This is a genomic window from Bacillus sp. FSL K6-0255 (genome assembly GCF_045040725.1).
In the GTDB taxonomy this organism is placed as follows: domain Bacteria; phylum Bacillota; class Bacilli; order Bacillales; family Bacillaceae; genus Bacillus; species Bacillus subtilis.
Genome location: NZ_CP150278.1, coordinates 1,283,832 through 1,303,819, shown reverse-complemented (window position 1 = coordinate 1,303,819; position 19,988 = coordinate 1,283,832). Strand labels below are relative to the sequence as shown.

The 19,988-nt window shown below is 45.1% G+C and carries 26 protein-coding genes; 2 read left to right on the top strand and 24 right to left on the bottom strand.

Translation table 11 applies throughout. From position 1 onward, the window contains the following. Window positions 1-15: 15 nt before the first annotated feature. The 23 genes from MHB62_RS06800 to MHB62_RS06690 all read right to left on the bottom strand — a co-directional run bounded on the left by MHB62_RS06800 (window position 16) and on the right by MHB62_RS06690 (window position 17,783). Entirely contained in the window at window positions 16-675 is a 660-nt protein-coding gene (locus tag MHB62_RS06800; RefSeq protein WP_003232674.1) for a LysM peptidoglycan-binding domain-containing protein, read from the bottom strand. Next, entirely contained in the window at window positions 668-4,666 is a 3,999-nt protein-coding gene (locus tag MHB62_RS06795) for a transglycosylase SLT domain-containing protein (RefSeq protein WP_010886493.1), read from the bottom strand. The genes MHB62_RS06800 and MHB62_RS06795 overlap by 8 nt, the downstream gene beginning before the upstream one ends. Window position 4,667: 1 nt before the next feature. Then, window positions 4,668-4,817: a hypothetical protein gene (locus MHB62_RS06790; RefSeq protein WP_003239113.1), complete on the bottom strand. Its 150-nt coding sequence runs from the start codon at window positions 4,815-4,817 to the stop codon at window positions 4,668-4,670. 29 nt (window positions 4,818-4,846) lie between these two features. Continuing rightward, the gene (locus MHB62_RS06785) at window positions 4,847-5,293 is read right to left on the bottom strand and encodes a phage-like element PBSX protein XkdN (protein WP_003232676.1); all 447 of its coding nucleotides are present in this window, start codon (window positions 5,291-5,293) and stop codon (window positions 4,847-4,849) included. A 91-nt stretch (window positions 5,294-5,384) separates the two neighbouring features. Then, complete coding sequence (locus MHB62_RS06780) at window positions 5,385-5,828, bottom strand: phage tail tube protein (protein WP_003232677.1); 444 nt, start codon at window positions 5,826-5,828, stop codon at window positions 5,385-5,387. 1 nt (window position 5,829) lies between these two features. Beyond that, window positions 5,830-7,230 (bottom strand): phage tail sheath family protein, encoded by a 1,401-nt coding sequence (locus MHB62_RS06775; protein ID WP_003245369.1) that lies wholly within the window; start codon window positions 7,228-7,230, stop codon window positions 5,830-5,832. Then, entirely contained in the window at window positions 7,227-7,445 is a 219-nt protein-coding gene (locus MHB62_RS06770) for a hypothetical protein (RefSeq protein WP_003232679.1), read from the bottom strand. Before MHB62_RS06770 ends, MHB62_RS06775 begins: the two co-directional genes overlap by 4 nt. 3 nt (window positions 7,446-7,448) lie before the next feature. Beyond that, window positions 7,449-7,889: a phage-like element PBSX protein XkdJ gene (locus MHB62_RS06765; RefSeq protein ID WP_032721380.1), complete on the bottom strand. Its 441-nt coding sequence runs from the start codon at window positions 7,887-7,889 to the stop codon at window positions 7,449-7,451. A gap of 12 nt (window positions 7,890-7,901) precedes the next feature. Beyond that, window positions 7,902-8,387 (bottom strand): HK97 gp10 family phage protein, encoded by a 486-nt coding sequence (locus tag MHB62_RS06760; protein ID WP_003245226.1) that lies wholly within the window; start codon window positions 8,385-8,387, stop codon window positions 7,902-7,904. Beyond that, the gene (locus tag MHB62_RS06755; protein WP_009967053.1) at window positions 8,384-8,740 is read right to left on the bottom strand and encodes a YqbH/XkdH family protein; all 357 of its coding nucleotides are present in this window, start codon (window positions 8,738-8,740) and stop codon (window positions 8,384-8,386) included. The genes MHB62_RS06760 and MHB62_RS06755 overlap by 4 nt, the downstream gene beginning before the upstream one ends. Continuing rightward, on the bottom strand, window positions 8,737-9,120 hold the full coding sequence (locus tag MHB62_RS06750; RefSeq protein WP_003245011.1) for a DUF3199 family protein: 384 nt from the start codon (window positions 9,118-9,120) through the stop codon (window positions 8,737-8,739). The genes MHB62_RS06755 and MHB62_RS06750 overlap by 4 nt, the downstream gene beginning before the upstream one ends. Before the next feature lie 21 nt (window positions 9,121-9,141). Continuing rightward, complete coding sequence (locus tag MHB62_RS06745; protein WP_019712464.1) at window positions 9,142-10,077, bottom strand: phage major capsid protein; 936 nt, start codon at window positions 10,075-10,077, stop codon at window positions 9,142-9,144. 25 nt (window positions 10,078-10,102) lie between these two features. Continuing rightward, on the bottom strand, window positions 10,103-10,930 hold the full coding sequence (locus tag MHB62_RS06740; RefSeq protein WP_003232691.1) for an XkdF-like putative serine protease domain-containing protein: 828 nt from the start codon (window positions 10,928-10,930) through the stop codon (window positions 10,103-10,105). A gap of 19 nt (window positions 10,931-10,949) precedes the next feature. Then, entirely contained in the window at window positions 10,950-12,437 is a 1,488-nt protein-coding gene (locus MHB62_RS06735; RefSeq protein WP_019712463.1) for a phage portal protein, read from the bottom strand. Between the two features lie 3 nt (window positions 12,438-12,440). Beyond that, window positions 12,441-13,742, bottom strand: a complete 1,302-nt coding sequence (locus tag MHB62_RS06730; protein ID WP_019712462.1) for a PBSX family phage terminase large subunit — start codon at window positions 13,740-13,742, stop codon at window positions 12,441-12,443. After that, window positions 13,739-14,536 carry a phage terminase small subunit gene (xtmA, locus tag MHB62_RS06725; protein WP_019712461.1) on the bottom strand — a complete coding sequence of 266 codons (798 nt, stop codon included), beginning with the start codon at window positions 14,534-14,536 and terminating at the stop codon, window positions 13,739-13,741. Before xtmA ends, MHB62_RS06730 begins: the two co-directional genes overlap by 4 nt. A 114-nt stretch (window positions 14,537-14,650) precedes the next feature. Next, window positions 14,651-15,160, bottom strand: coding sequence for a sigma-70 family RNA polymerase sigma factor (locus MHB62_RS06720; RefSeq protein ID WP_019712460.1), 510 nt, complete (start codon window positions 15,158-15,160; stop codon window positions 14,651-14,653). 115 nt (window positions 15,161-15,275) lie between these two features. After that, window positions 15,276-15,482 (bottom strand): phage-like element PBSX protein XtrA, encoded by a 207-nt coding sequence (gene xtrA, locus MHB62_RS06715; RefSeq protein WP_032721378.1) that lies wholly within the window; start codon window positions 15,480-15,482, stop codon window positions 15,276-15,278. Continuing rightward, a complete protein-coding gene (gene xkdD / locus MHB62_RS06710; protein ID WP_021479479.1) occupies window positions 15,479-15,829 on the bottom strand; it encodes a phage-like element PBSX protein XkdD in 351 nt (116 codons plus the stop codon). The genes xtrA and xkdD overlap by 4 nt, the downstream gene beginning before the upstream one ends. Before the next feature lie 84 nt (window positions 15,830-15,913). After that, window positions 15,914-16,081, bottom strand: coding sequence for a hypothetical protein (locus MHB62_RS06705; protein WP_003245588.1), 168 nt, complete (start codon window positions 16,079-16,081; stop codon window positions 15,914-15,916). Further along, window positions 16,081-16,881, bottom strand: a complete 801-nt coding sequence (locus MHB62_RS06700; protein WP_080009791.1) for an ATP-binding protein — start codon at window positions 16,879-16,881, stop codon at window positions 16,081-16,083. The genes MHB62_RS06705 and MHB62_RS06700 overlap by 1 nt, the downstream gene beginning before the upstream one ends. After that, window positions 16,781-17,617 carry a phage portal protein gene (locus MHB62_RS06695; protein WP_019712458.1) on the bottom strand — a complete coding sequence of 279 codons (837 nt, stop codon included), beginning with the start codon at window positions 17,615-17,617 and terminating at the stop codon, window positions 16,781-16,783. Before MHB62_RS06695 ends, MHB62_RS06700 begins: the two co-directional genes overlap by 101 nt. Next, window positions 17,604-17,783: a hypothetical protein gene (locus MHB62_RS06690; protein ID WP_019712457.1), complete on the bottom strand. Its 180-nt coding sequence runs from the start codon at window positions 17,781-17,783 to the stop codon at window positions 17,604-17,606. The genes MHB62_RS06695 and MHB62_RS06690 overlap by 14 nt, the downstream gene beginning before the upstream one ends. A gap of 178 nt (window positions 17,784-17,961) precedes the next feature. Between MHB62_RS06690 and xre the strand changes: the two genes are divergently transcribed. Together xre and MHB62_RS06680 are read left to right on the top strand one after the other, a co-directional pair. Beyond that, window positions 17,962-18,303 carry an HTH-type transcriptional regulator Xre gene (gene xre / locus MHB62_RS06685; RefSeq protein WP_003232719.1) on the top strand — a complete coding sequence of 114 codons (342 nt, stop codon included), beginning with the start codon at window positions 17,962-17,964 and terminating at the stop codon, window positions 18,301-18,303. 162 nt (window positions 18,304-18,465) lie between these two features. Further along, window positions 18,466-19,062 (top strand): ImmA/IrrE family metallo-endopeptidase, encoded by a 597-nt coding sequence (locus MHB62_RS06680; protein WP_019712456.1) that lies wholly within the window; start codon window positions 18,466-18,468, stop codon window positions 19,060-19,062. Window positions 19,063-19,097: 35 nt separating this feature from the next. On the opposite strand, the gene MHB62_RS06675 is transcribed toward MHB62_RS06680, so the two are convergent. Continuing rightward, window positions 19,098-19,934 (bottom strand): manganese catalase family protein, encoded by an 837-nt coding sequence (locus MHB62_RS06675; RefSeq protein WP_003245071.1) that lies wholly within the window; start codon window positions 19,932-19,934, stop codon window positions 19,098-19,100. Between the last annotated feature and the right edge of the window lie 54 nt (window positions 19,935-19,988).

Sequence of the window (19,988 nt, the reverse complement as noted above, 5' to 3'; positions counted from 1 at the left end):
CATACATCACCTGTTTCATTGCGGTATCTTTAATTTTTGGCCGGGAAAAATCCAGTGGCCCGGCTGCCTGATGTTCCGTTTGCTTCGTTTGATCATTGCTGTTTTATTGGCATTCCAAATTTTGCGCCATTGGGTGCTGTTCCCGTAAAATCTGCCTGCAATGTCCCATAGCGTGTCTCCCTTTTTCACTGTGTACGTCTTCGGCGCAGCCTTCGACGGACGTTTTGCCTTTGTTTTTTTCTTCTGCTTGATTTTCCGCGGGGAAGCGGTTTTGTATTCTTTTAATTGAATATCAAAGGAACGATCACCTATATCCTGCTGGCCTTCGCTATAGGAAAAACCTTCAATACTGCATGTTAAATTCACTTTAGTTCCCGTAATCAAAAACTGAACCGGTTTTTTGGCCTTCATCCATTTTTCAATTTTTGTTATCGCATTTTCCGGCGACGGGAAGTTTTGATATTCTGCTATCGGACTGTATTTCTTCGGAAAAAAAGAAGAGAACGAAATTTCTTTCGCTCCCTGCTCGTCAATAAATGTAAGGTCACCGAACTTGGCTACTTTAACCGTCTCATTCTGAACTGTATTTGAAATACTCAGCTGGTCGGGAAGAACGGGGAGCCGCAGCTTGTCCTTCCCTTGTGAAATCCAAAATTCATATACGGATTTAGTCAAATGCAACGACTCCCTTCGTTCCAATATTGATATCCTTTTGCAGTTCATCTATAAGCGCCTGCTTGATCTTCGCCGCTAGGCTTTCGGCGTCTTGTCCATTATGGAAGTGCTGGTCACCGTTAAATTGAATATAAATCTCTTTTGATCCAGAAACCGCTGCAGTCGGCCGGCTAGCCGAGGTAACAGCTGAAACTTGTCCTGAAGAAAGCTCAGACTGCTGGGATTGAGACGGATCTGTCACTTCCATACCAAGAGCCTGTGCCGCTCTCTGAAGAAGGTAGCGACCGCGGATGCCCCGTTCCTCTGGGATGATCCATTCCCGCTTGTTTCCTTCACCGACACGGGCAATTTGTTCTTTCGTGATCAGCCCGCCGTTTGCATAACCGACATAAGGACCGCCACGTTTCAGGCTTTTAATGCCAGGTACATTATCAATTGAGCCGTATCTGCTTTTGATATAGCCGATCGCGGCAGCAGCGTTGTGAATCGGATTTCTAATGTTACCCATGCCCGGTGCTTTATGAGCATTAAATGTGGTTGGAACTGTCTGCATGAGTCCTTGTGATGGATTTCCCGCCTTCGCGTTGCTATCCCACAGGTTAATAGAGTTCGGGTTGCCCCCTGATTCATACTGTGCAATCGTCATTAATCCCGAGAGCCAGCTCAATGGTGTCTTTGTGGCCATTATTGCTGCCATAAGCCACTGTTTCACATTTCCCCCTACTGCACCCATTCCGGAATAAGCAGCTGCCAATGAACCGGCTTGTTTTTCTGCGTATTTTTTCACATCGACAGAATCCAGTCCTTTTACAACACCGACAGAGGCAAAACGCCCCAAGCTCATCATGACTCGAGAAGGTGAATGGATATCTAATTCTTCACGGAAAGCCTGCTCCACTCTCTTGGCCATATCCTTTGCTGCTTGTTTTACTTCACTGGATTTAGAATTCATGCCTGTCACAAAGTTTCCAATCAAACCGGAGCCCCAGCTGTTCGATGTGTCTTTTGAACGCAGGAACGGTTTGTCAACATGTGTACTCACATACTGTGCAGTCCCTGTTTGGGTTGAATTTTGTCCTTGCGCAAAGCCTTTGACCGTTCCTGTGCCCCATGAAGACGATTTGCTCACAGTGGCTTGGAACGGCGTTTTAACTTTTGATTGCAAAAAGCCGTCTGTTCCGGTTGCAGTGCCGCTTTGGCCCTTGGCATACCCACTTACCATTTGTTTACCGTAATTTGGTGAAGCAGAAATCATTTGTGTAAATGGTGTATTGATGTTTTTCTTTTTCCAGTCTTCCATTTTGACCGGCTGATCGCTGATGCCTTTACCAAAGCCTTCTGAAAATTGCTGTCCGAGTGTGGACGCTTGGCCTGTAAGATTTGCAGTGTTCATTACTGGGGAGGCTGTGCCTGATAGAGGACTGACAGCTGCTCCTCCTGAAACAGATGCTGGACTTCCGCCAGAAGACGAAGCTGCGCCCATGTCGTCTACAACTTGCATACCCAGCTTAGACGCCGCTTGTGAAAGAAGCATCTTCCCCCGGCCTCGGTTGTTATCAACCGGGATAACGAATTCCTTGCCGGCTTCACCGATCCACGAGATGGTTGGTTTGGTGATGTAGCCGCCTGTGGCGTTCTGATCTAGTGCTTGTTGAAAAACAGTCATATTATTATTTGATGGAGATTGAGCAAAAATGTTATTAGTAGTTGGTTTGGAACTAGTTTTTTTCTCTTTCGAATCCTTTTTGATTGGTTTTTTCTTGAGGTGAGTAACTTCTTCCCCCCTGTGTATTACTTTTGCAACGAAACCACCAACTGAATCTTTTAAATCGAATAGCCATTGAAATTTCTCAGCAATTTTCTCTGATACTTTAACCAATGGATCTTTCACATGTTCATTAAACCAAGTTTCAATTCCATCCCATGCATCCTCAAAAAATTTCCTTGCATCATCGAATTTTTCTTTTATTGAAGTTTTAATATCTTCTACTTTTTTGACGATCGGGTTCCATACATTATCATAAAACCAATTCGATACTCCTGTCCAAATATTGGAAATTATTGTCCATGCATCATTGATCTTACTCCAAATCCATGTTGCCGCAGTGGTTACGGCTTCACTTACAGGATTCCACACATTGTCCATAAACCATGTTGAAACAGTAGACCATATGCCTGAAATAACCGTCCAGGCGTTGCACAATCCAGTCCATATCGTTGTAGCAACATTAGTAACTGCTCCGCTTATTGGATCCCACACGTTATCCTTAAACCACGGGTAGACAATGTTCCATACTGCCAATATGCCATCCCAGGCATAGGCAAACAATCCTACTATAAAATTAATTACAGGTACAGCAACATTATATATAGGTGTAAACACATACTGGTCAAACCAAGTTGAAACTTTACTCCATGTATCTTCAATCCAAGTAATAGCCCCATTGGCAGTATCAGAAATGGAGTTCCATTTTCCACTCCACCACTCTTTGTTAAATAGTGAATTGCTTATGCTCTCCTTTAACTTAGAAGTATCAAACATCTTACCAATGTTCTTACCTGCTTCTTCGCCGCCGATTCCGCCTACTAACCCGCCGCCAATTCCGCCGATTGCGCCGCCGATTGCTGTACCTTCCGGACCAACGAAAGATCCAATCGTTGCACCAGCTTCCGCTCCGGCTGTTGCACCAGCTTCCGCTCCGGCAATACGTCCTCCAATTGAACCAACCTTTTCGCCAGCATTATCTTTATTGATTCCAGCTAAATCAAACACTGCTAAAGCAGATCCTACGTATGGAACAGCCTTTCCCATTCCTCTGAACGCTTTACCTAGTTTAGATGAATCCTTCCCTAGCGATTTTAAGCCTCCAAGCCAGTTCTTTAACTTGGAACCCGAGGTCCTAGGTGCACTTTCAGCAGGTGTGCCGCTCTGGCGTCTTCTTATCACCTCTCCAGGAACCTTGAGTGTTCTGTTTGGAGCCTTTGTGGGACTTTTCTTTTTTCTATAGGTTTTTTTATTTTTAGTGCCCGGGCTGATACCGCCTTCACAGCAGTCACAGCAACAATTTCCTCCTGTATTACGGTTAAGGACTTTTTTATCTGTGTCAGAATTTTCACCAGAATCGTCCTTTTTTTGTGGTCCTAGAATTTTATCAATGATCTTATCAAACACATCATTTTTCAGCTTTTCTATCAATCTCTCTTTGAAACGATCCAAAAAAGCTTTGCCTATTTCATTGAGCGTATCTTTGATCCAAGGCCAAGCTGATTTTGTCCACCAATCCTTCAGCCAGCCTTTTATTTTTCCGACCCATCCAGGTTTTTGATCTGAGTTTTTATCAGAGCCTTTATCTGAGGATTTGTCTGATTCTTTCTTAGAAGTTTCTTTGTTAATCAGGCTTTCTTTTTTATTGATTTTGTCTGATATTTTTGTCTTAACAACCACTTTTACATAATAGGTTTTTTCAAATTTCCTTAGAAGGGCTGTTAATCGATTAACTGTTTTGGTGATTTCATCGATGACCTTTAGTTTTACTGTGTATCCGTTTTTCAAATTTTTCTTAATATAACCGATAATCCTTTTAACTGTAGAAGTAACCTTGTCATCTGGAATCAAAAGGAATGATAGCTTTTGATTAGAAAGCATCTTCTTTATTTTTTTATACGCAGCTGCTGTCCGATCTACCAAAGAGACAGTCAGCTTCGTTTCTTTCGGCAGCCGTTTAAGTTTTCTTTCAATTGCATCAAGCTTTGAAGTGACTTGGTCATCAAGTACAACTTTAATTTCAAGCGATTTCGCGAATTTCAAAATGATATAGTCGTTTATTTTTCTCAGCCGGTAAAATGCCTGATCTTCCGCTCTGATACTGATTTTGATTTGCCGATTAATGGTTTTGACTTTTTTTTCGACCTCTTGGAATCCTTTATGTATCCGTTTTAGTTTTTTAGATACCTTGTCTTCGAGATCAAAACGGGCTGTTAATTTTGCGATATTAGTTCCCTCCTCTCCTTGATTCTTTTTCTAATAGATCTAGCTTATAACCTATCAACCCAAATAAAAGAGCTTTAAAATGTTTTGGTGCTTCATATAATTCAAGAAGTTGGGATGGCGAGTAATGAAGCTCATGCATTGCATAGTACAAATACACAGCTTCCTTATCGCCATCCTTTACTAGTTTTTTGCTTCTTCTTCTAGATCTTCAAGATCATCTTCAAAACCATTGATTTCAATTGCTTTATTCAGCCAGTTCGCATACTCTCCCCCAACAGATAATACACGTTTGGCAACTTCTACCGGATCCGCAGTTTTGTATGCTTCCCTTAAATCTTTTGAACGAAAATCAGGATAAATAGTAGATTCGATGGCAATTCTCGCATAAAAGCGCTGGGAGTCTAAATCTTTGACACGGCCGCGGCCTTTCACATTTTTAAATGTGGTGTTTTCTTTCTCTAATTCATCAATCCGTTCAGTAGTAATTGGTTTTAAAATAAACGGAATGACATTCCCTTTTTTATCAACAAAACGCTTTGAGATCGGCACTTTGATTTCCTCAGCTTCAATTGTTTTTCCCGGCATAAAAAAGGAAAGATCATATACGTTTTCGTTCTTCTCGCTCATGTAAAAAAACTCCCTTGTCTATTGTTTGGTTTCATCTTTAAAAAACAGACCTTTCTGAGAAAGGTCTGCGTATGGGCTGATTCAGCTTTGATTAAAACGTGTCAGATAGCTTTTCAGGGACGTCGAAGTCTTCGAATGTAAATGGAACTTCTTCCTCTAACGCTTCTGAATCGACATCAAGGCTTGCGATTTTGGCAGAGTCAAAGTTGACGTCGTACAGCGTGACTCGCTCTGTGCCCCGGCCGGAGGATTGATCATCCAGCACAGCTTGGAGCGTGAAATAAGGGTCGCTGCCTTTTTTGACATAGTCCATCATCAATAGCACGAATTTTGATGTGACTTTGTAGAACGTCGCGGTCCCTGTTCCATTTGCCCCTGTTGTTTTATGGCCTGTCATGCGGCGGCCCATAATGTTGACTTCGGATTTGTTTTTCTCGACGTTTGCTTCAAAAGTTTTGATGTGTGCCATTTCCTCACCATCGAGGAATAAACGGCCTTCTTTTCCTGAGATTGTGTTTTGTGCTTTTAATGCCATATTAGTTTACCTCCACATTAAAGTAGAATTTTTCTGCTGCGTCGACAGGCTGTACAGCCAGGTCAATCAAGAAGCCGTCACGATCTTCATTCATTGAAATTGTGATATCTTCATCGGAATCAAAGCCAGTGATGCCGCCTGCGTCCTGAAGCGTTGTCATGTATTGTGTGATCATCGTTTTTACATACTGCAGTCCGTCTTCAGATGCCGGGATATCGCTTCCGCTGCCTTTTCTTGATTTAATTAAGGCTTTCAGCTCGCGTGTTAAATCATTATTCACAGCATCCAGGACACGAACGATTTTGTTCTTCGCAAATTTCTTGTTTTTCTCAGCTGTGAACGTCACGAGTGAGTTAATGTCCTTTTCTACGCTGACGGATTTATCACGGGCGTCGAATGTGAATAAAAATTCACCTTTACCCAGACGTTCAACAATCGTATCGTGGTCAAGGCGGTGTAACACATCAACTGCGCCTTCGTACTCTACAAATGTAAGTGATTGGTTAAAGGTTGCTCCTGCACTCGCTCCAGCTACCCAAGCTGTTGCTTTGTCCGGTGTAACTTCCGTGCCATCTTCAAGCAGCACACCCTCGGTTACGTTGATGATGCCTTCATAATCACCGGCATAATTGGCTGTGACGCCTTGCACTTTTTGTCCTTGGCCGTCGCGCAGGCGTTTAATGAAAGCAGCAAACGTCGCTTTCAACTGGTCACCTTCTGCAACAGGCAGCGCAATCACATCAAAGCTCTCCGTTTCAGCCGCGGCTAAGAAATCTGTATAGTCGGAGTTGACAGGGGCTTTATCCGTACCGCCGGATAAACGGATGCCCGCGGATGCATTCAGCGTCTCAGCTGCAGTGTCTCCTTCTGATCCAGTGAGAGGAATCGTTGAAGAAAGATCGCCTGTTCCGGTAAAAGTGACATAGCCGTTAGCTGTTAATTCTTCAGCCTTTTTGACAGTCTGTTTATCAACCTCTGATTCGTCCATATATGTTGTCACATCGAAAGAATTAGCATCCAGCACATTTTGATTGATGCGGATGATAATGTCATTTCCTTTTGTTCCGCCATATACTGCAGTTGCTTTGACGCCTTCAGCAATATCAGCAGACGCTCGGACACCTTCGGTTAGACGGTACATCAATACCGTTTTCGCATTTTTCTTCGCTTCACGCAGCAGCAATAAAGACGGGTCATCAATGCTGAGGCCCACTTTTTTGTTTAGGTCTTCAACGCTGGAAATGGAGACGAACGTTTTCGCTTCGCCCCAGCTTGAGGCGACCGGAAGTGCGACTGTTCCCCGTTCACTGAGTGATACCCGCTCCTGTGCCGTCGTTTTAAAGTTAAAATAAATGCCTGCACGTTCTTTTTCTTTGCCTGTTGTAAATGTTCCGCCATTCATGATGACATGACCTCCTTGGTTAGAAATGTTTGAATCAATTGGTTGGCTTCTGATTTCGTCATACGTGGTTGATCCACGCCAAATAAAGCCCCCTGAAGAATATCCGGCTTAACGCCGAACAGTTCCTTCGCGTGCTTAATCAAATCCGCTGTATCAAATAGAGCTTCCCGGCTCTTTGTATGTACAGCCTTCTTCTGTTGTTTGTCCTTTGACACCGTTTATTTCACCCCGCTGTTCATGTCGATATCCTGTAAGACAGGCTGTTCTGTTTTGTGATAATAATATCTGCTGCTCCACCTGATCACCATGGCCGCCTCGCCCCTGTCCCCTACCCTTGTCTCGATTTGGGAGATGCGAACCATATCCCCCGTCTTCTCGCCGGATTCACTCAGCAGCGGAATCATATTTCTCGCTTCTCTGATGGCATCCGTGAGCCTGTCCGCTTCATCCAGCGCCTGAACGGAGTCCAGATGAAACAGTTTCACATTGAGACTGTAGGTTTTTTTAAATGTGGAGACCGTATCTGTTTCCTCGAAAACAGATGGTGGCGGGACATATAACGACGGCACCTGAAAGTGATCAGGAAGCTCGCGTTCATAAATGGGAACAGACCACCGGCTGTACAAAAACGCCATGATCGATCCTGTTTCACTGTTCATCCTGCTCCTCCTTTACAGCTTCTTCAGCCACTGGCGCAGTTTGCTTTCCAGCGATTTTTCAAACAGCTGTTCATATAAAAGCAGTGCATGATCCCAGTAGCCCGTGCCCGGTATCCATTTTCTCTTGAGCGCCATTCCCGTTGAAGCCGCTGGATCATAAATAAACCGTGAGCCTTGAAAACGCCCCGGCACCCATCTCACATCTTGTTTTGACGTCCAATGGCCGTCATTAAGAAATGAGGCGTAATCAAGCTGTGTCCCCACCTCAAGCGAAAGCCCGCCGCTTTGCACAATCCAGAGATTGTCCTCTGCGCCTTTCTCAAAGGAACTGAGCAGTTTTTCTGTATCAATCGTTTGTGTGCTGATGAGTTCAGATTGGACGATCTCTAGAAAATCTTGCCCGCACTCCTCAAGCCACCGGGACGCCTGTCTGGAAAAACCGCCTGAAGCCGCTTCTTTTAATGCCGTGTTCAGCTGTTTCAATCCCGCTATTTTCATAGGCTTTCATCCCTGACTGCGACGACCTCCCAATGATGATGTCTGATCCTTTTCGGCAGCTTTAGTATATATTTATGATTCTCCCAAATGATTTTATCGTTCACGCGGATGTCCGCTGACAACGGAAAATGGACGAGAAAGCTATGATATACAGTTTGATCCGGCTCCTCCTGAATCAGCTGCTGTGTTTTTTCGGTAAAATAACAAGGGACATCTTGTTCATCGGGTGTATCCGGATATGAAATCACCGGCTGCAGCCTGTCTGCCGGAATCCCAAATCGGCCTGCAGACGGCGCTTGCGCTGCTTCATGATAAATATCGCAGCGGTGAATGAGCATCTGCCTGTAGCTCATAAAGATCTCACCTTCAGTCTGGAGGATTCAGGGACGTAGCCCGGCTTAATAAACTCTTCGAGCAAATGATACACCTCAGGCCGCTGAATCCTGCCTTCTCCGGAAACCGTGTAGGAATAATCCCCCATTTTCTCATACTGATAGCTTGATGAGGCAGATTCATCGCTGTTGACAAGCGCAAAATACTGGGCAAGCTTTACTAAAGCCAACTTCACCTTGCCGGGCAGCGGATCATACAAGCTGTCTTCAAAGCGGTGGCCCGTGATGAGAGCCGCTTCTGCTTCCGCCTCGATGATATCCTGCGCCAGCAGCTCTTCCGGCCTGTTTTTCACCCGATCATAGACCGAATAGGAAGCTACGTCAGTCGGTTCAATGAGCATGAGCTGACCACCTCGTTTCTATTATTCTTTTACGTTAATTAATTTCGCGCAGGCATCCTCTTCCTCGAACTTGCTGTCCAGCTTGGCCGTTAAGACAATAATGAATTTACGGGAGCGGATGTCTTTGTCGACTTCAATTCGGATATTGCGGGAGAAGCCGAGAATGATATTTTTCGGATGTGTGAGAATGATATCAGAAGCGTCATATTGCGCGTCTCCCTCACCGACTGTGTACGGCTGAATATTGGATACCCCTTTGACCGGTACGCCGAATGCTGTTGACAAGCCGCCCTGAACAGCTTGGTCCCCAAGGTTTGTCTGGCGGTCTGCCACGCGGTCCTTCCATTCAACTTCTAAGCCGTGAGACGTATAGAATCTGAATTCCTGAGGGATGCGCAAATATTTCGGCGGAACTGCCTTTAAGCCCTTCTTGAATGTCGCTCTGGACAGTTCTTCACCGTTCATGTCAACGATATGGGAAACCGCCTGTTTACGGATGCCGTCCAGCTGTGCCAGATACGGATCAGCTGATGCTGTATCACCGTTAACGATCAGCTCTTCAATATCAACTGCTGCGCGCTCTGCTAAAATTTGCATGATTGTCTGCTGCAGGCCGTCTTTTTCAATATTGTTTTCAAATGTGTCATACGTAATGTTAATTTCCGCAATGACTTCCTTCGTGTTCAGCTGGACAGTGCTTGTCGTTGGAACTGTCAGCTCGTCGTTTGACAGTGCTTTTCCTTCTTGCGCAGCCCGCAGAATACGCTGGCCGAAGCCGATTTTCTCAAATTTTTGCGAGTCATTTTCCATTTGAATCACGCGGGATTCACTGAAAATGGTCGGCGTGTTTTGCACCATGCGGATAAAAGCCGATGCTTGCGCAGGGTTCATAAGCCCGCCGCTTTTTAAAGCAGAAAGCGACATTTCCGCTTTCCGAATGATCTCTTGATTTCTCAATTGATTTCCTCCTCCTTGACTGGTTTTACAGCAGTCCGCTCCAGATTGATTTTTTGACTTGCTCTGTATTGCCGCCCGTATCGTCCGCTGTCTGCTTAGACGCGCCTCGCGCTTTTTCCAAAGCCTCGATGCGTTCGATCAGCGGGGCAAGCATGTCTTCAACGAGCTTTTTCAGACGCTCGTCATCACCCGTCTGCTCCGGCTTTTCCTCCGTGTCTGTGTTTTTTTCAATCCGCTCAAGCCGTTTGAGCAGAGGGTAAAGCGCATGCTCGAATGATTCTTTCATGTCTTCTTTTCTCATTTCTTCAGTCTCCTTCCCTGTTTTGTCAGCAAGCATTTGCTTGAATACACTGAAGAACCCTGCTTTTTCGACCGGTTCTTCTTCATACACATCTGCAGTGCCAGCCATGCTGTAGCCGGTGATAATTCCAGCCTTAATCTGTTCCCACACCTCGTCAGACGCTCTTGTCACGAGTACCCATGAGCCCTTTGTAATCCGCTTTGATCCAATCATAAAATCATCGGGCGCCACATAGGACTCGACCACGACGCCGGTTCCGCCCTCAAAGCTGTGATTGATATCAATCTCCCGTGCCTCCGCGAGAAAACCGTGCGCCGCTTTTTCAATTTCCTCGGCGGTCATAAAATCGCCGTGGGCATCAGGAACATCAGGCTCATACACGATTCCGTACACGAGCTTTTGTTCATCCTGCTCACTTTTTGTAAACAGCCGAACCTTTTTTTCAAATGACGGAGGTTTGGCTGACTTCGTAAAGAAAAATTCTGTCTGGTTAGCCGCCTTGTCCACATAACTGACAAAGCTGATTTTGGCATTTCTTAATTCTCGCGCCACCTGCTTGATTCACCTCCCTTCAGGACGTTTTGATATCTTCGATGCTTTCTTTCAACTCCTGCATGAGCGCAGTCAGGTTTGTCTTTTCCGCATCCTGTCCTGCAGGCCGTTTATAAATGTCCTCAGGCCACTCCTCCAGTGTTTTGCCAAGCACCCGTCCGGCAAGGTCGCGTAAATCATTCGGCGAGACCGCTCCTGCTGTAATAAAAGGACCGAGCACCTTCGCAATCTCAAGCGGATCACGAAAGTCTGGTCCTTTTAATGTCAGCCTGACGTCATGGATATTCAGCTCCGGCAAAAGCAGCGTATTCAGTTTATTCACGAGCGTTTTTCGCTCCGGCTGAAAAACCTGCTCCTCCGTAATTTTTCTAGCCGTATCAGCTGTCGCCCGGTTGTATTCCTGGGCCTCGCCTGTATACAGCGGCGGGAGGCGGAACGCTGAACGCAGCTTATTTCTGCTTTTTTCATCGTATTCAAGAAACAAGGCGTCGTTTTGGAGAATTTCAGCCAAGGATTTGATTTCCACGGAAACCGGCGTAATATCCTCGCCTCCGTGGAGATCCTTTTCTTTTGCGATTCCTTCCGCTTCGATCAGGAGAAATTTATGGGCGTTTTCCACGCCTTCAAGATCATTCATGTATTCCTGCAGCTCCCGGTAAGAAGCTTCAGACAGCATCCCGTTTTCCACTGTAATCGCAGCGGGGACGTGACGTCCCTGCTTAAAATACATAAAATTGAGCTCTTCTGCTTTTCGGGCTCCGTATAAATTGACAATATTGCCGATCCAGCGGGGTACACCGTATACGCCGCTTCCGATTTTGAGGTGAATGGCTTCATTTGCTTGATACTTCTCTGCCAATGTGTTTACATATTCACCTGTGCGAATATCCATTTTTCGCGGATCGCCGTATTCTTTAAAAAATACTTTCTTTCCATTGATCATCTGCACATATTTTCGGAAGCGTTTTTGCCTTTTGATCCTTTTCATTTTCCCGTTTTCTTCATATACGAATGAAACCTCTACAGGCTCGCCTGCTCCGCATACACGCATATATTTCACATCTAAATATTCGATGCCGGCAGGTTTTCCCGCCCCGTCGCGAAGCACTTCCATAAACCCGTTGCCTGTTTTTTCTCTGTCTTCGATGGCATAGCCTAAAATCATTTCAGCTGATTCATCAAAGTGAAGACATTTATAAAAGGCTTCGAGTCTGGCCCAGTCTTTTTCCGCTCTTTTCTTTTTTGCCTGATCGACATCACTTGCGTTGACATCAAATGTGTACTCAACATCGAATCCAAAGCCTGTAATATTCACTCTGTACGCATCAATGCATTGCTGAAGAATGGTCGAGTATTCGGCAATGGTTTTGAGCTCGGTGATATTGTAGGGCGGAGCGATAATGTCCTCTCCGTACAGCTCAGAAAAGTCATCTTCATAGATTTGCTTTGTCTGAGGAGCCGCGGCATTGGCTTTAAATACAGTTGCTCTGACTGTTTGATTGTGCATGATTTATGACCTCCTCCTTTCTCGGTTCGGCCGGATTCGTTTGTGTGCTGTCTCTTTCATATCAGCAACCTCATAATCATCAAGCGCATACCAAATGGCAGAAAGCGTATGCGGGTCAATTGTGAATTCATCCTCAATCAGAGCTCCGTTTTTATCTTTGGCATACGTAAGTGTCTTGAGCTCATAGATGACATTTTCACAGCGGTCCGAACAGAAGATTTTTTTGAACCGTTTTACCTTTTTGGTATATTGAAGCCTGGAGCCGGGAAACTTTCTGGCTCCAACCATCCGAAAGCCCTGCTGGCGGAAATATTGGATGCTTTTCGGCTCAGCCGAGTCGGCTTTGATCAATTCCTGTGTCTCAATAAACTCACGCAGCTCCTCAGCCGTCCTATCATCTGTCATTTTATTTTGATAATACTCCCAATAAATGTAGAGGTATTTTTTTTCAGGATCTACAGCAAGCCGGACGACGGCATTATAGGATTCCTCGAATCCAAAATCCATGCCTGTACGAAAGATTGGCTTGCTGATGGCTGCGATACATTTTTTCACTTGATCATGCGGGAGTACCTCGAACTGCGGCAGCACCCTGATCCCGTTGACGCCGAATCGTCCTTTGCGGGCAATCCGGTACAGGTCGGGATCATACTCTTTGAGTCCGTCAAGCTGTTTCAGATAGCTTTCCGGGAGAAAAAGATTGTCGTTAGCGGTGGAATGATGGTAATACGTATCTCCCTTTACAATCGTCCGCTTTTCGTAAAGTTCGCTGTCATCCAGCACAAACCGTTTCTTGCGTTCATCCCGAAAAAAATGCCTATACGTCCAATTGGAGGTGCCGACGGGATTGGTGGTACAGATCATATGAAGCTTCAGCTCAGGATGGCGAAGACGTCCGATTAACTCCTTGAACCCCTCATACTTCACCTCTGAGCACTCTTCAATCCATATTAATGAAATGTTATGAACCGATTTTAATTTTGCCGGATTGTCCATTCCTTTGAACATGATCCGGCTGCCATTGTGAAATCGCAGCTGCAGCGGGGAAGAAAGAGATGCCACGGCCTTTGTGAGACCGAGCTCTTCGATCACCTCTTGAAACAAGGCGAAGGTCGAATCCCGATGGGTATCGAACACCTCCCGGATCACAAGGGCCGTCCGTTTTTCCTTCAGCAGCTTTAGCACGATTTTCAATGCGGTATGATAGCTTTTGGATGAGCCGTAGCCACCGACAAGAAACTGGTACGTCTGCTCCCAATTGAACACGTAATCTTCGAAATGAGGGTTGATTTCTTTTACAATCATGACTTGCGCTCTTTTCGTTTGATCATAATTTCAATCGGCTCTTGGCTGTCATCTGTTTTCTCCGCTTTTTGTTTGGCAAGCTTCAATTTCTCATTTTCTATTTTTTGTTTAAATTGATCTGGAAACAAATCAAAATATAAGGATAGCTTCTCAAGCGCCTTCATTTTATCTGCAAGCTTGATGGCAATGCCTTCTTTGCCAAGCTTTGCTTCCGTTACAATGGTGCCATCAACGAGCCCGGAGTCTTTAACATCGACAAAGCTGATTTCCTTCATAATCGGGTTATCATCTTCATCAAACAGCGGACCCGATTTCCCGACAGCCTGGACCTCTTTTTTTCCAAAGGTCACATAGTCCGTAATATCCGCAAACGCGATCTTGATATAAACCTGCAGCACATCCATCGCTTCAATAAACATCTCATTGACCATTTCTTTTTTTATGCGTCTGATTTCAGCAGCGACCTTTTCGTTTTTTAAGAGCCGGCTGCCCGTCACATGAGCGCTGTCCGGAGAATAGCCCGCTTTGATTGCTGACTGTGTGGCATTGAAGCTTTTGACGTAATACAGGCAAAACAGCCGCTGGCGTTCATTTAATTCATCGTTGTCTATAGGGCGCTGTTTTTGTTCGTTTTTGGACGCAGAAAACAGGGCCTCTTTCCATTTGTCTTGTTTTTTCCAGATGCCGATTGTTTTCGCGGAAACACCGATTGTGTCCGCAATCGCCCGATTTGTGATCTTTCCTTGATGTTGTTGATAGATTGCTAATGCTTGTTCGCGAAGTTGTGTTTTCATGCTACGGCATCACCGCCACCTCCAGCATGGTTGTCTATTCATAAAAGCGGCTGATCAGCCAGCCGCTTATGTGTCATGCTATTCACTTATAGGTGGCAAACGTATGACAAGCTTTCATGCAAGTGATCGATTCATTTCTTCCTGCTGTCTTTGCACCTTTACGATTGCCCGTTTGATCGTCGTTTGCACTGTCGATTTTTTCACGCCGAGAAGATCGGCGATCCGTTCATAAGAAAAACATTCTACCTTATGCAGCAAAAACATTTCCTTTTCTCTGTCCGTTAACAGGGCTAATGCTTCTCGAATTCTCTCTCTGTCTTCTTCTGATACCTGTCCGTCCGGCTCAAACATCATAGCGCTGGAAAATGATTCGATGATCCTCGGGTCCTTGATCATCAGCCGCTGGTAGGCATCACGCCGGTCAATCGCCCGTCTGATGCCGGGCTGCCTTCCTTTTTCAAGCCACTCTGTTACATATTCAAGATCAGTAATCATATTTCTAATGATTTTTTTATCCTTCAGCTCTTCAGCTGAGAGCACGGATTCATCTGCCTCAGCGAGCGGTTTATATTGGTTTCTTGTTTGTTTGAGCGTTCGTTTATATTCAAATAGTAAGTCTTGCACTCTATGATCCTCCTCATTTTTGGCAAATAAAAAACGGACACCAATCAACGCACAAATGCTGTGCAGTTGATCAGTGTCCGCAGGCTTTCCGTCTTGGACGTATTCTGTTTTCGCTTTAATTTAATTTGTAGCCGATTTCAAATTCCACTCGGGCAAGGTCGCCCTTTCTTGTTTCGACGAGCGTTTTTCCATGCTCGGGCGCTTCTGTGATCCATGCTTCTTGCTTGATGCCATCCACAACAATGACACGGATTTTCCCTTCCTCCAGCTGGCTCTTAAGCGTGATGGAATCGATATGCAGCAGTTTTTTAGGATGAATCATGTTTTATTTCCTCCCCTTTTCGGTGCAGCGCTTGCTTCAGCTTTTTCTAATAGCTGAATGATGCGCTCCTTTGAATGAACAGAATTCCCTTTCAGAAAATCAAGCGCTGCTTTAGACGCTTCCAGCAATTCAGGCGCAGCGGCCATCAAAGCGGCATTGCTTTTTTGCGAATAAGAGCTAAGGTCAAATACAGCGGCAATCAGCCGTCCGTTTGAATATGGGAATCTTTCTTTTTCTTCTTCACTGTAAGCTGAATAAATATAGATCGGTTTCGTATCCCCGCACGGGACAGCACGCCACGGCGCAGGGCTTTTCTCTGCCTGTTTTGTCTTTGCCAACACTTTCACTTCCCGTCGTCCTTATACCATTGTTCAATGTTTTTTTCTGTTCGCTTTGCCCGAAACAGCAAAGTGATTAGAGCAGTCAGCTGTTTAATCATAGATATTCAGCCTCGCTTTTCCCGCTGTCAGCATTTGCTCCAGCTTTTGAATGACAGGCGTTAAGTCAGTGCCGGACCGGCAGTTCGGACATGGATGAAAAACGACTCCAATACCGGTATGTTCCACAATGACTTTCTTTGTTTGACAAAGCTTGCACATTATCTGACGCCCTCCAATCTATGGTTAAGCTCGTAGGCTGCTCCTTTGATAATCACTAGATAGTCACTGCACATCTCATAGATTCTCGTGCCGAGCGCTTCATCAACCCGTACAAGTGCTTCAATTGTCAGCTCGCTCGAAAGCAAAATCGGTTTATGATTTAAGTAGCGATAATTGAGTACCGAATACATTTGCTCTAATTGCCAATCTGTAGCGCGGGGTTTGCCGTTAACCGGTTTAAACAGATCATCAATGAACAGCACATCCGCCTGCTTCATCCGGTTCAGCTTCGCTTCTAATAGGGCAAAATCATTTTTCAGATCAGTAAAGCCTTCCACGAACGGAAAATAAATGACAGGCACATAGCATGTTCTCATTAATTCGTTGGCAGCGGCAGTCAAAAGGTGTGTTTTCCCTGATCCAGGCTGTCCTAAAAGGGCAATGCTGTTTTTTCGGCAATCCTTGATTTGTTCATAATCGGCAACATACTCTTTTGTACACTCAAATGCGTCTTTTATGGCCTGCGGCTTTCCCTCCGTGCGGAATTCCTTGAAGCCGAGCTGTCTGAAAGCGTGGGTAATCTCACTTGCACCCAGCAGCCGCTTCACTTTCCGTTCTGCTATGCAGCTGCACATCGTCCAGACTTCCAGGCCATTCTGCCTGACGAGATAACCTCCCTGATCCTTGCAGCGCAGGCAATCATACCTGCTTGCGTCTGATTCGGCCGGTTTGTCCGCCAGTAATGGACGTCTCCCTCTTCTCAGCTCGTCCAAAATCTGTTCGATTGTTCGTTTTGTCATGTTTTTTCATCCTCTCATGCTGAATTGCGGCATTCTTTTTGGCTTGCTGCGCGAAAAATCGGTCTTCAATGAATTTCGAGCAGTAGCGAAAGGCCTTGATTGTTTCTGAAGCGGCGGTCCGCCGGTTTTCAAAAGCCTGAAAGCATTCTTCAAGCCATTTGATTGTTTGCGTGACAGGAACGCCGATGGCAACAATGCGGGCGATGGCTTGATAATCTCTTGAGGAAGGATACACGGTGCGTCCTTCTTGAGCCGACCGTAATTGTGTAAACCGCTTCGCAATGTGATCCACTGCATCATCAGCAGCAGTATATTTGTTTGTTTTATCTATATCTGTACGGTCGTTTGTGTCCGGTGTCTGCGGCGAAAATGGCCGTTCTTTTAGACTCCCGTGTACAGTATTGTCCGATCTGAAGCTGAATTTTTTGGAATGCTTGACCGAAATCATCAGTCCGTATGGCGCACGGACGGCCTTTATGTAATCATGGTTTTCGAGAAGCTCCAGCCATCTTCTGACGGTTTTTTCACTTACGCCGAAGACTGCCGCCATTTCTCTCGCTTTTAACGGCTTATGGCCGAGTACGATGCCCCAGCTTACGCCGTCTTTTTCGATTTCTTTTGTTGTTGAGCTGATAAACCAGAGAAACAGCCATAGCGCCGGGCTAATTTTGTCATAATGTTCTGAATTCAATAACCCTGAATACGTCGGAAAAGGATAGCTTTTATCGTTTTTCATTGGACGCCGCTTCTCCTTTTAACATCATGTATGCTTGAAACTGTTCCTGCGTTTCAAAGTGAAACACCGGAAGGCCGCATGCGGTAAACGAAATGGTGCCGCCGGATTGTCCGAGATGGCGCTGATCTATGGGACTTTCACTAAAAACGATTTGGATCGGATACATGTGATCACTCTCCTGATCTTTTTTTGATACATTTTGTATCAGCTGTTACCAAGTATAAACGATACGTTCTGTATCATCAAGTTATTTTTGATACTTTTTTTATCATAACTTTATTTTGATACATATTGTATCTATAATCATAAGTAACTTAGGGAGTTTAAAAAAGAGAGGTCATAGTATGATAGGCGGCAGATTGAAGAGTCTCAGAGGGAAAAGGACACAGGAAGAAATCGCATCACACATCGGTGTGTCACGGGCACGATATTCCCACTATGAAAATGGGCGAAGCGAACCTGATTACGACACACTCCAAAAGCTGGCTGATTACTTTCAAGTAACGACTGATTACTTATTAACGGGAAAAGACAAAAAATCCGATGACGATATGTTCTCAGATCCGGACCTGCAGCTTGCATACCGCGATATGCAGGATTTTTCCCCAGAAAGCAAACAGCAGGCCATCGAATTTATCAACTATTTAAAAGAAAAAGAGAAAAACCGCAAACCGAAAAATAAATAAATCGTTCTCTGTTCTCTAAAACATATAAAAAGTAGACCGATATAAAGAAAAAAGTGTTTATTTTTTAAAGAAAAGGGAAAGATTTCTACACTACTTTCCAGTCCTATACGGGCTTTTCTTTCTCGCTAAAAACAGAACAAATGTTCGAAAGGGAGTATTCAATTGGGCGATTACTTATCACATCTGGAGGAATACGTTAAAAATTTATACGGCCGGCTGGGCATCACATCCCCTCATCACATTGACATGCTGAAAATCGCAAAGGATCTGGATATTTGGGTGCATTTTGAGGATATGGGGAGCATGATGGTGAAATACGACGGCATGTACAGTATCGTATTAAACCAAAAAAAGTCACGGGAAGAGCAATGGGAAGATTTTGGCCATGAGCTGTGCCACGTGTTAAAGCATGCAGGCAATCATTTTCAGATGAACAAACTCTTCAGAGAGCTTCAGGAATTCCAGGCAAATCAATTTATGTACCACTTCTGTGTGCCAACCTTTATGCTGTTGCAGATGGAACTGCCGCAATGGAGAAGCCAGGCACTCGCCACAATTTCGGCGGTATTCCGGGTAACAAAGGAATTTGCTGATAAAAGGCTTGACATGTTTGAACGGCGTAAAGCAGGTATTCAATTTCAGAAGCGGCTCGCTTATTTATTATCTCACAAGCGGCCACATGCGTACGAGGAAGGCGATCAGCAGCACTTGCAGGTCGCTGAGGAAAAAGCGTTATATCATATTGGCAAAATCAAATAAGGGCTAAGGATATATTCCTCAGCCCAGAAGAGAACCTAACATTTCGACATTGGGGGAACTGTATTATGCAGCCACATGGGCGCCGGTTTAAGATGAGGCGCAGATGCGAACGCAATCGGAGCCGGGATATACCTGAATTCACCCCGGCCGTCAAAGGCTTCCCCATGTGCCCATCTTCCTTGTGAGCTTTCATCCCCCCTGGAAAAGTTAAACAGGTCATAGGAGACTTCCTGCTTTTCGAGCTCACGCGGAAACGTCGTCGGGACGACAATATCCCGTTCTCTTTCCTCCAGCTCTTTAATGGCCGCGTACCACATATTTTGATGATAGGTATCCCTTGCAATCAAAAATGACAGCATATCTCTTACCCCTGGATCATCGGTCATGGCATAAAGCCGTGTCACCTGAAGGCGTCCTTGGGCCTCCGCATTTAAGTTGGCGCGAAAATCGGCCAGCAGGTTTCCGCTTGAGATAATGTATTTTGCATTCCACGGATAGCCCTCACTATCTGATGCCATCGCCCCCAATCCGGACACAATCGCGTGCTGAGGGTTCATCCCTGACATGACTGCTGCAATAGCGGGATTGCTTTTATAAGCATCCTCCTGTACATCCGCGGGTGCATTGTCCAGAAGTCTGGAAATCATCGTTGCCAGCATTTCTACGTGCCCAATCTCTTCGGTCCCCACATCATATAACAAATCTTTATACTTAGCATCCGCCCTGCAGTTAAACCCTTGAAACAAATACTGCATCATGACGCTAATTTCACCGAATTGGCCGCCTAGCACCTCTTGAAGTTTTTTCGCATAAACCGGATCGGGATGAGCTGGCTTTGCTTGATATTGAAGCTCTTTTATATGATAAAACATGAATCATTCCTCCCCACACTTTCGCACAACCCCAGCGTATGAAGGAATAGGCCA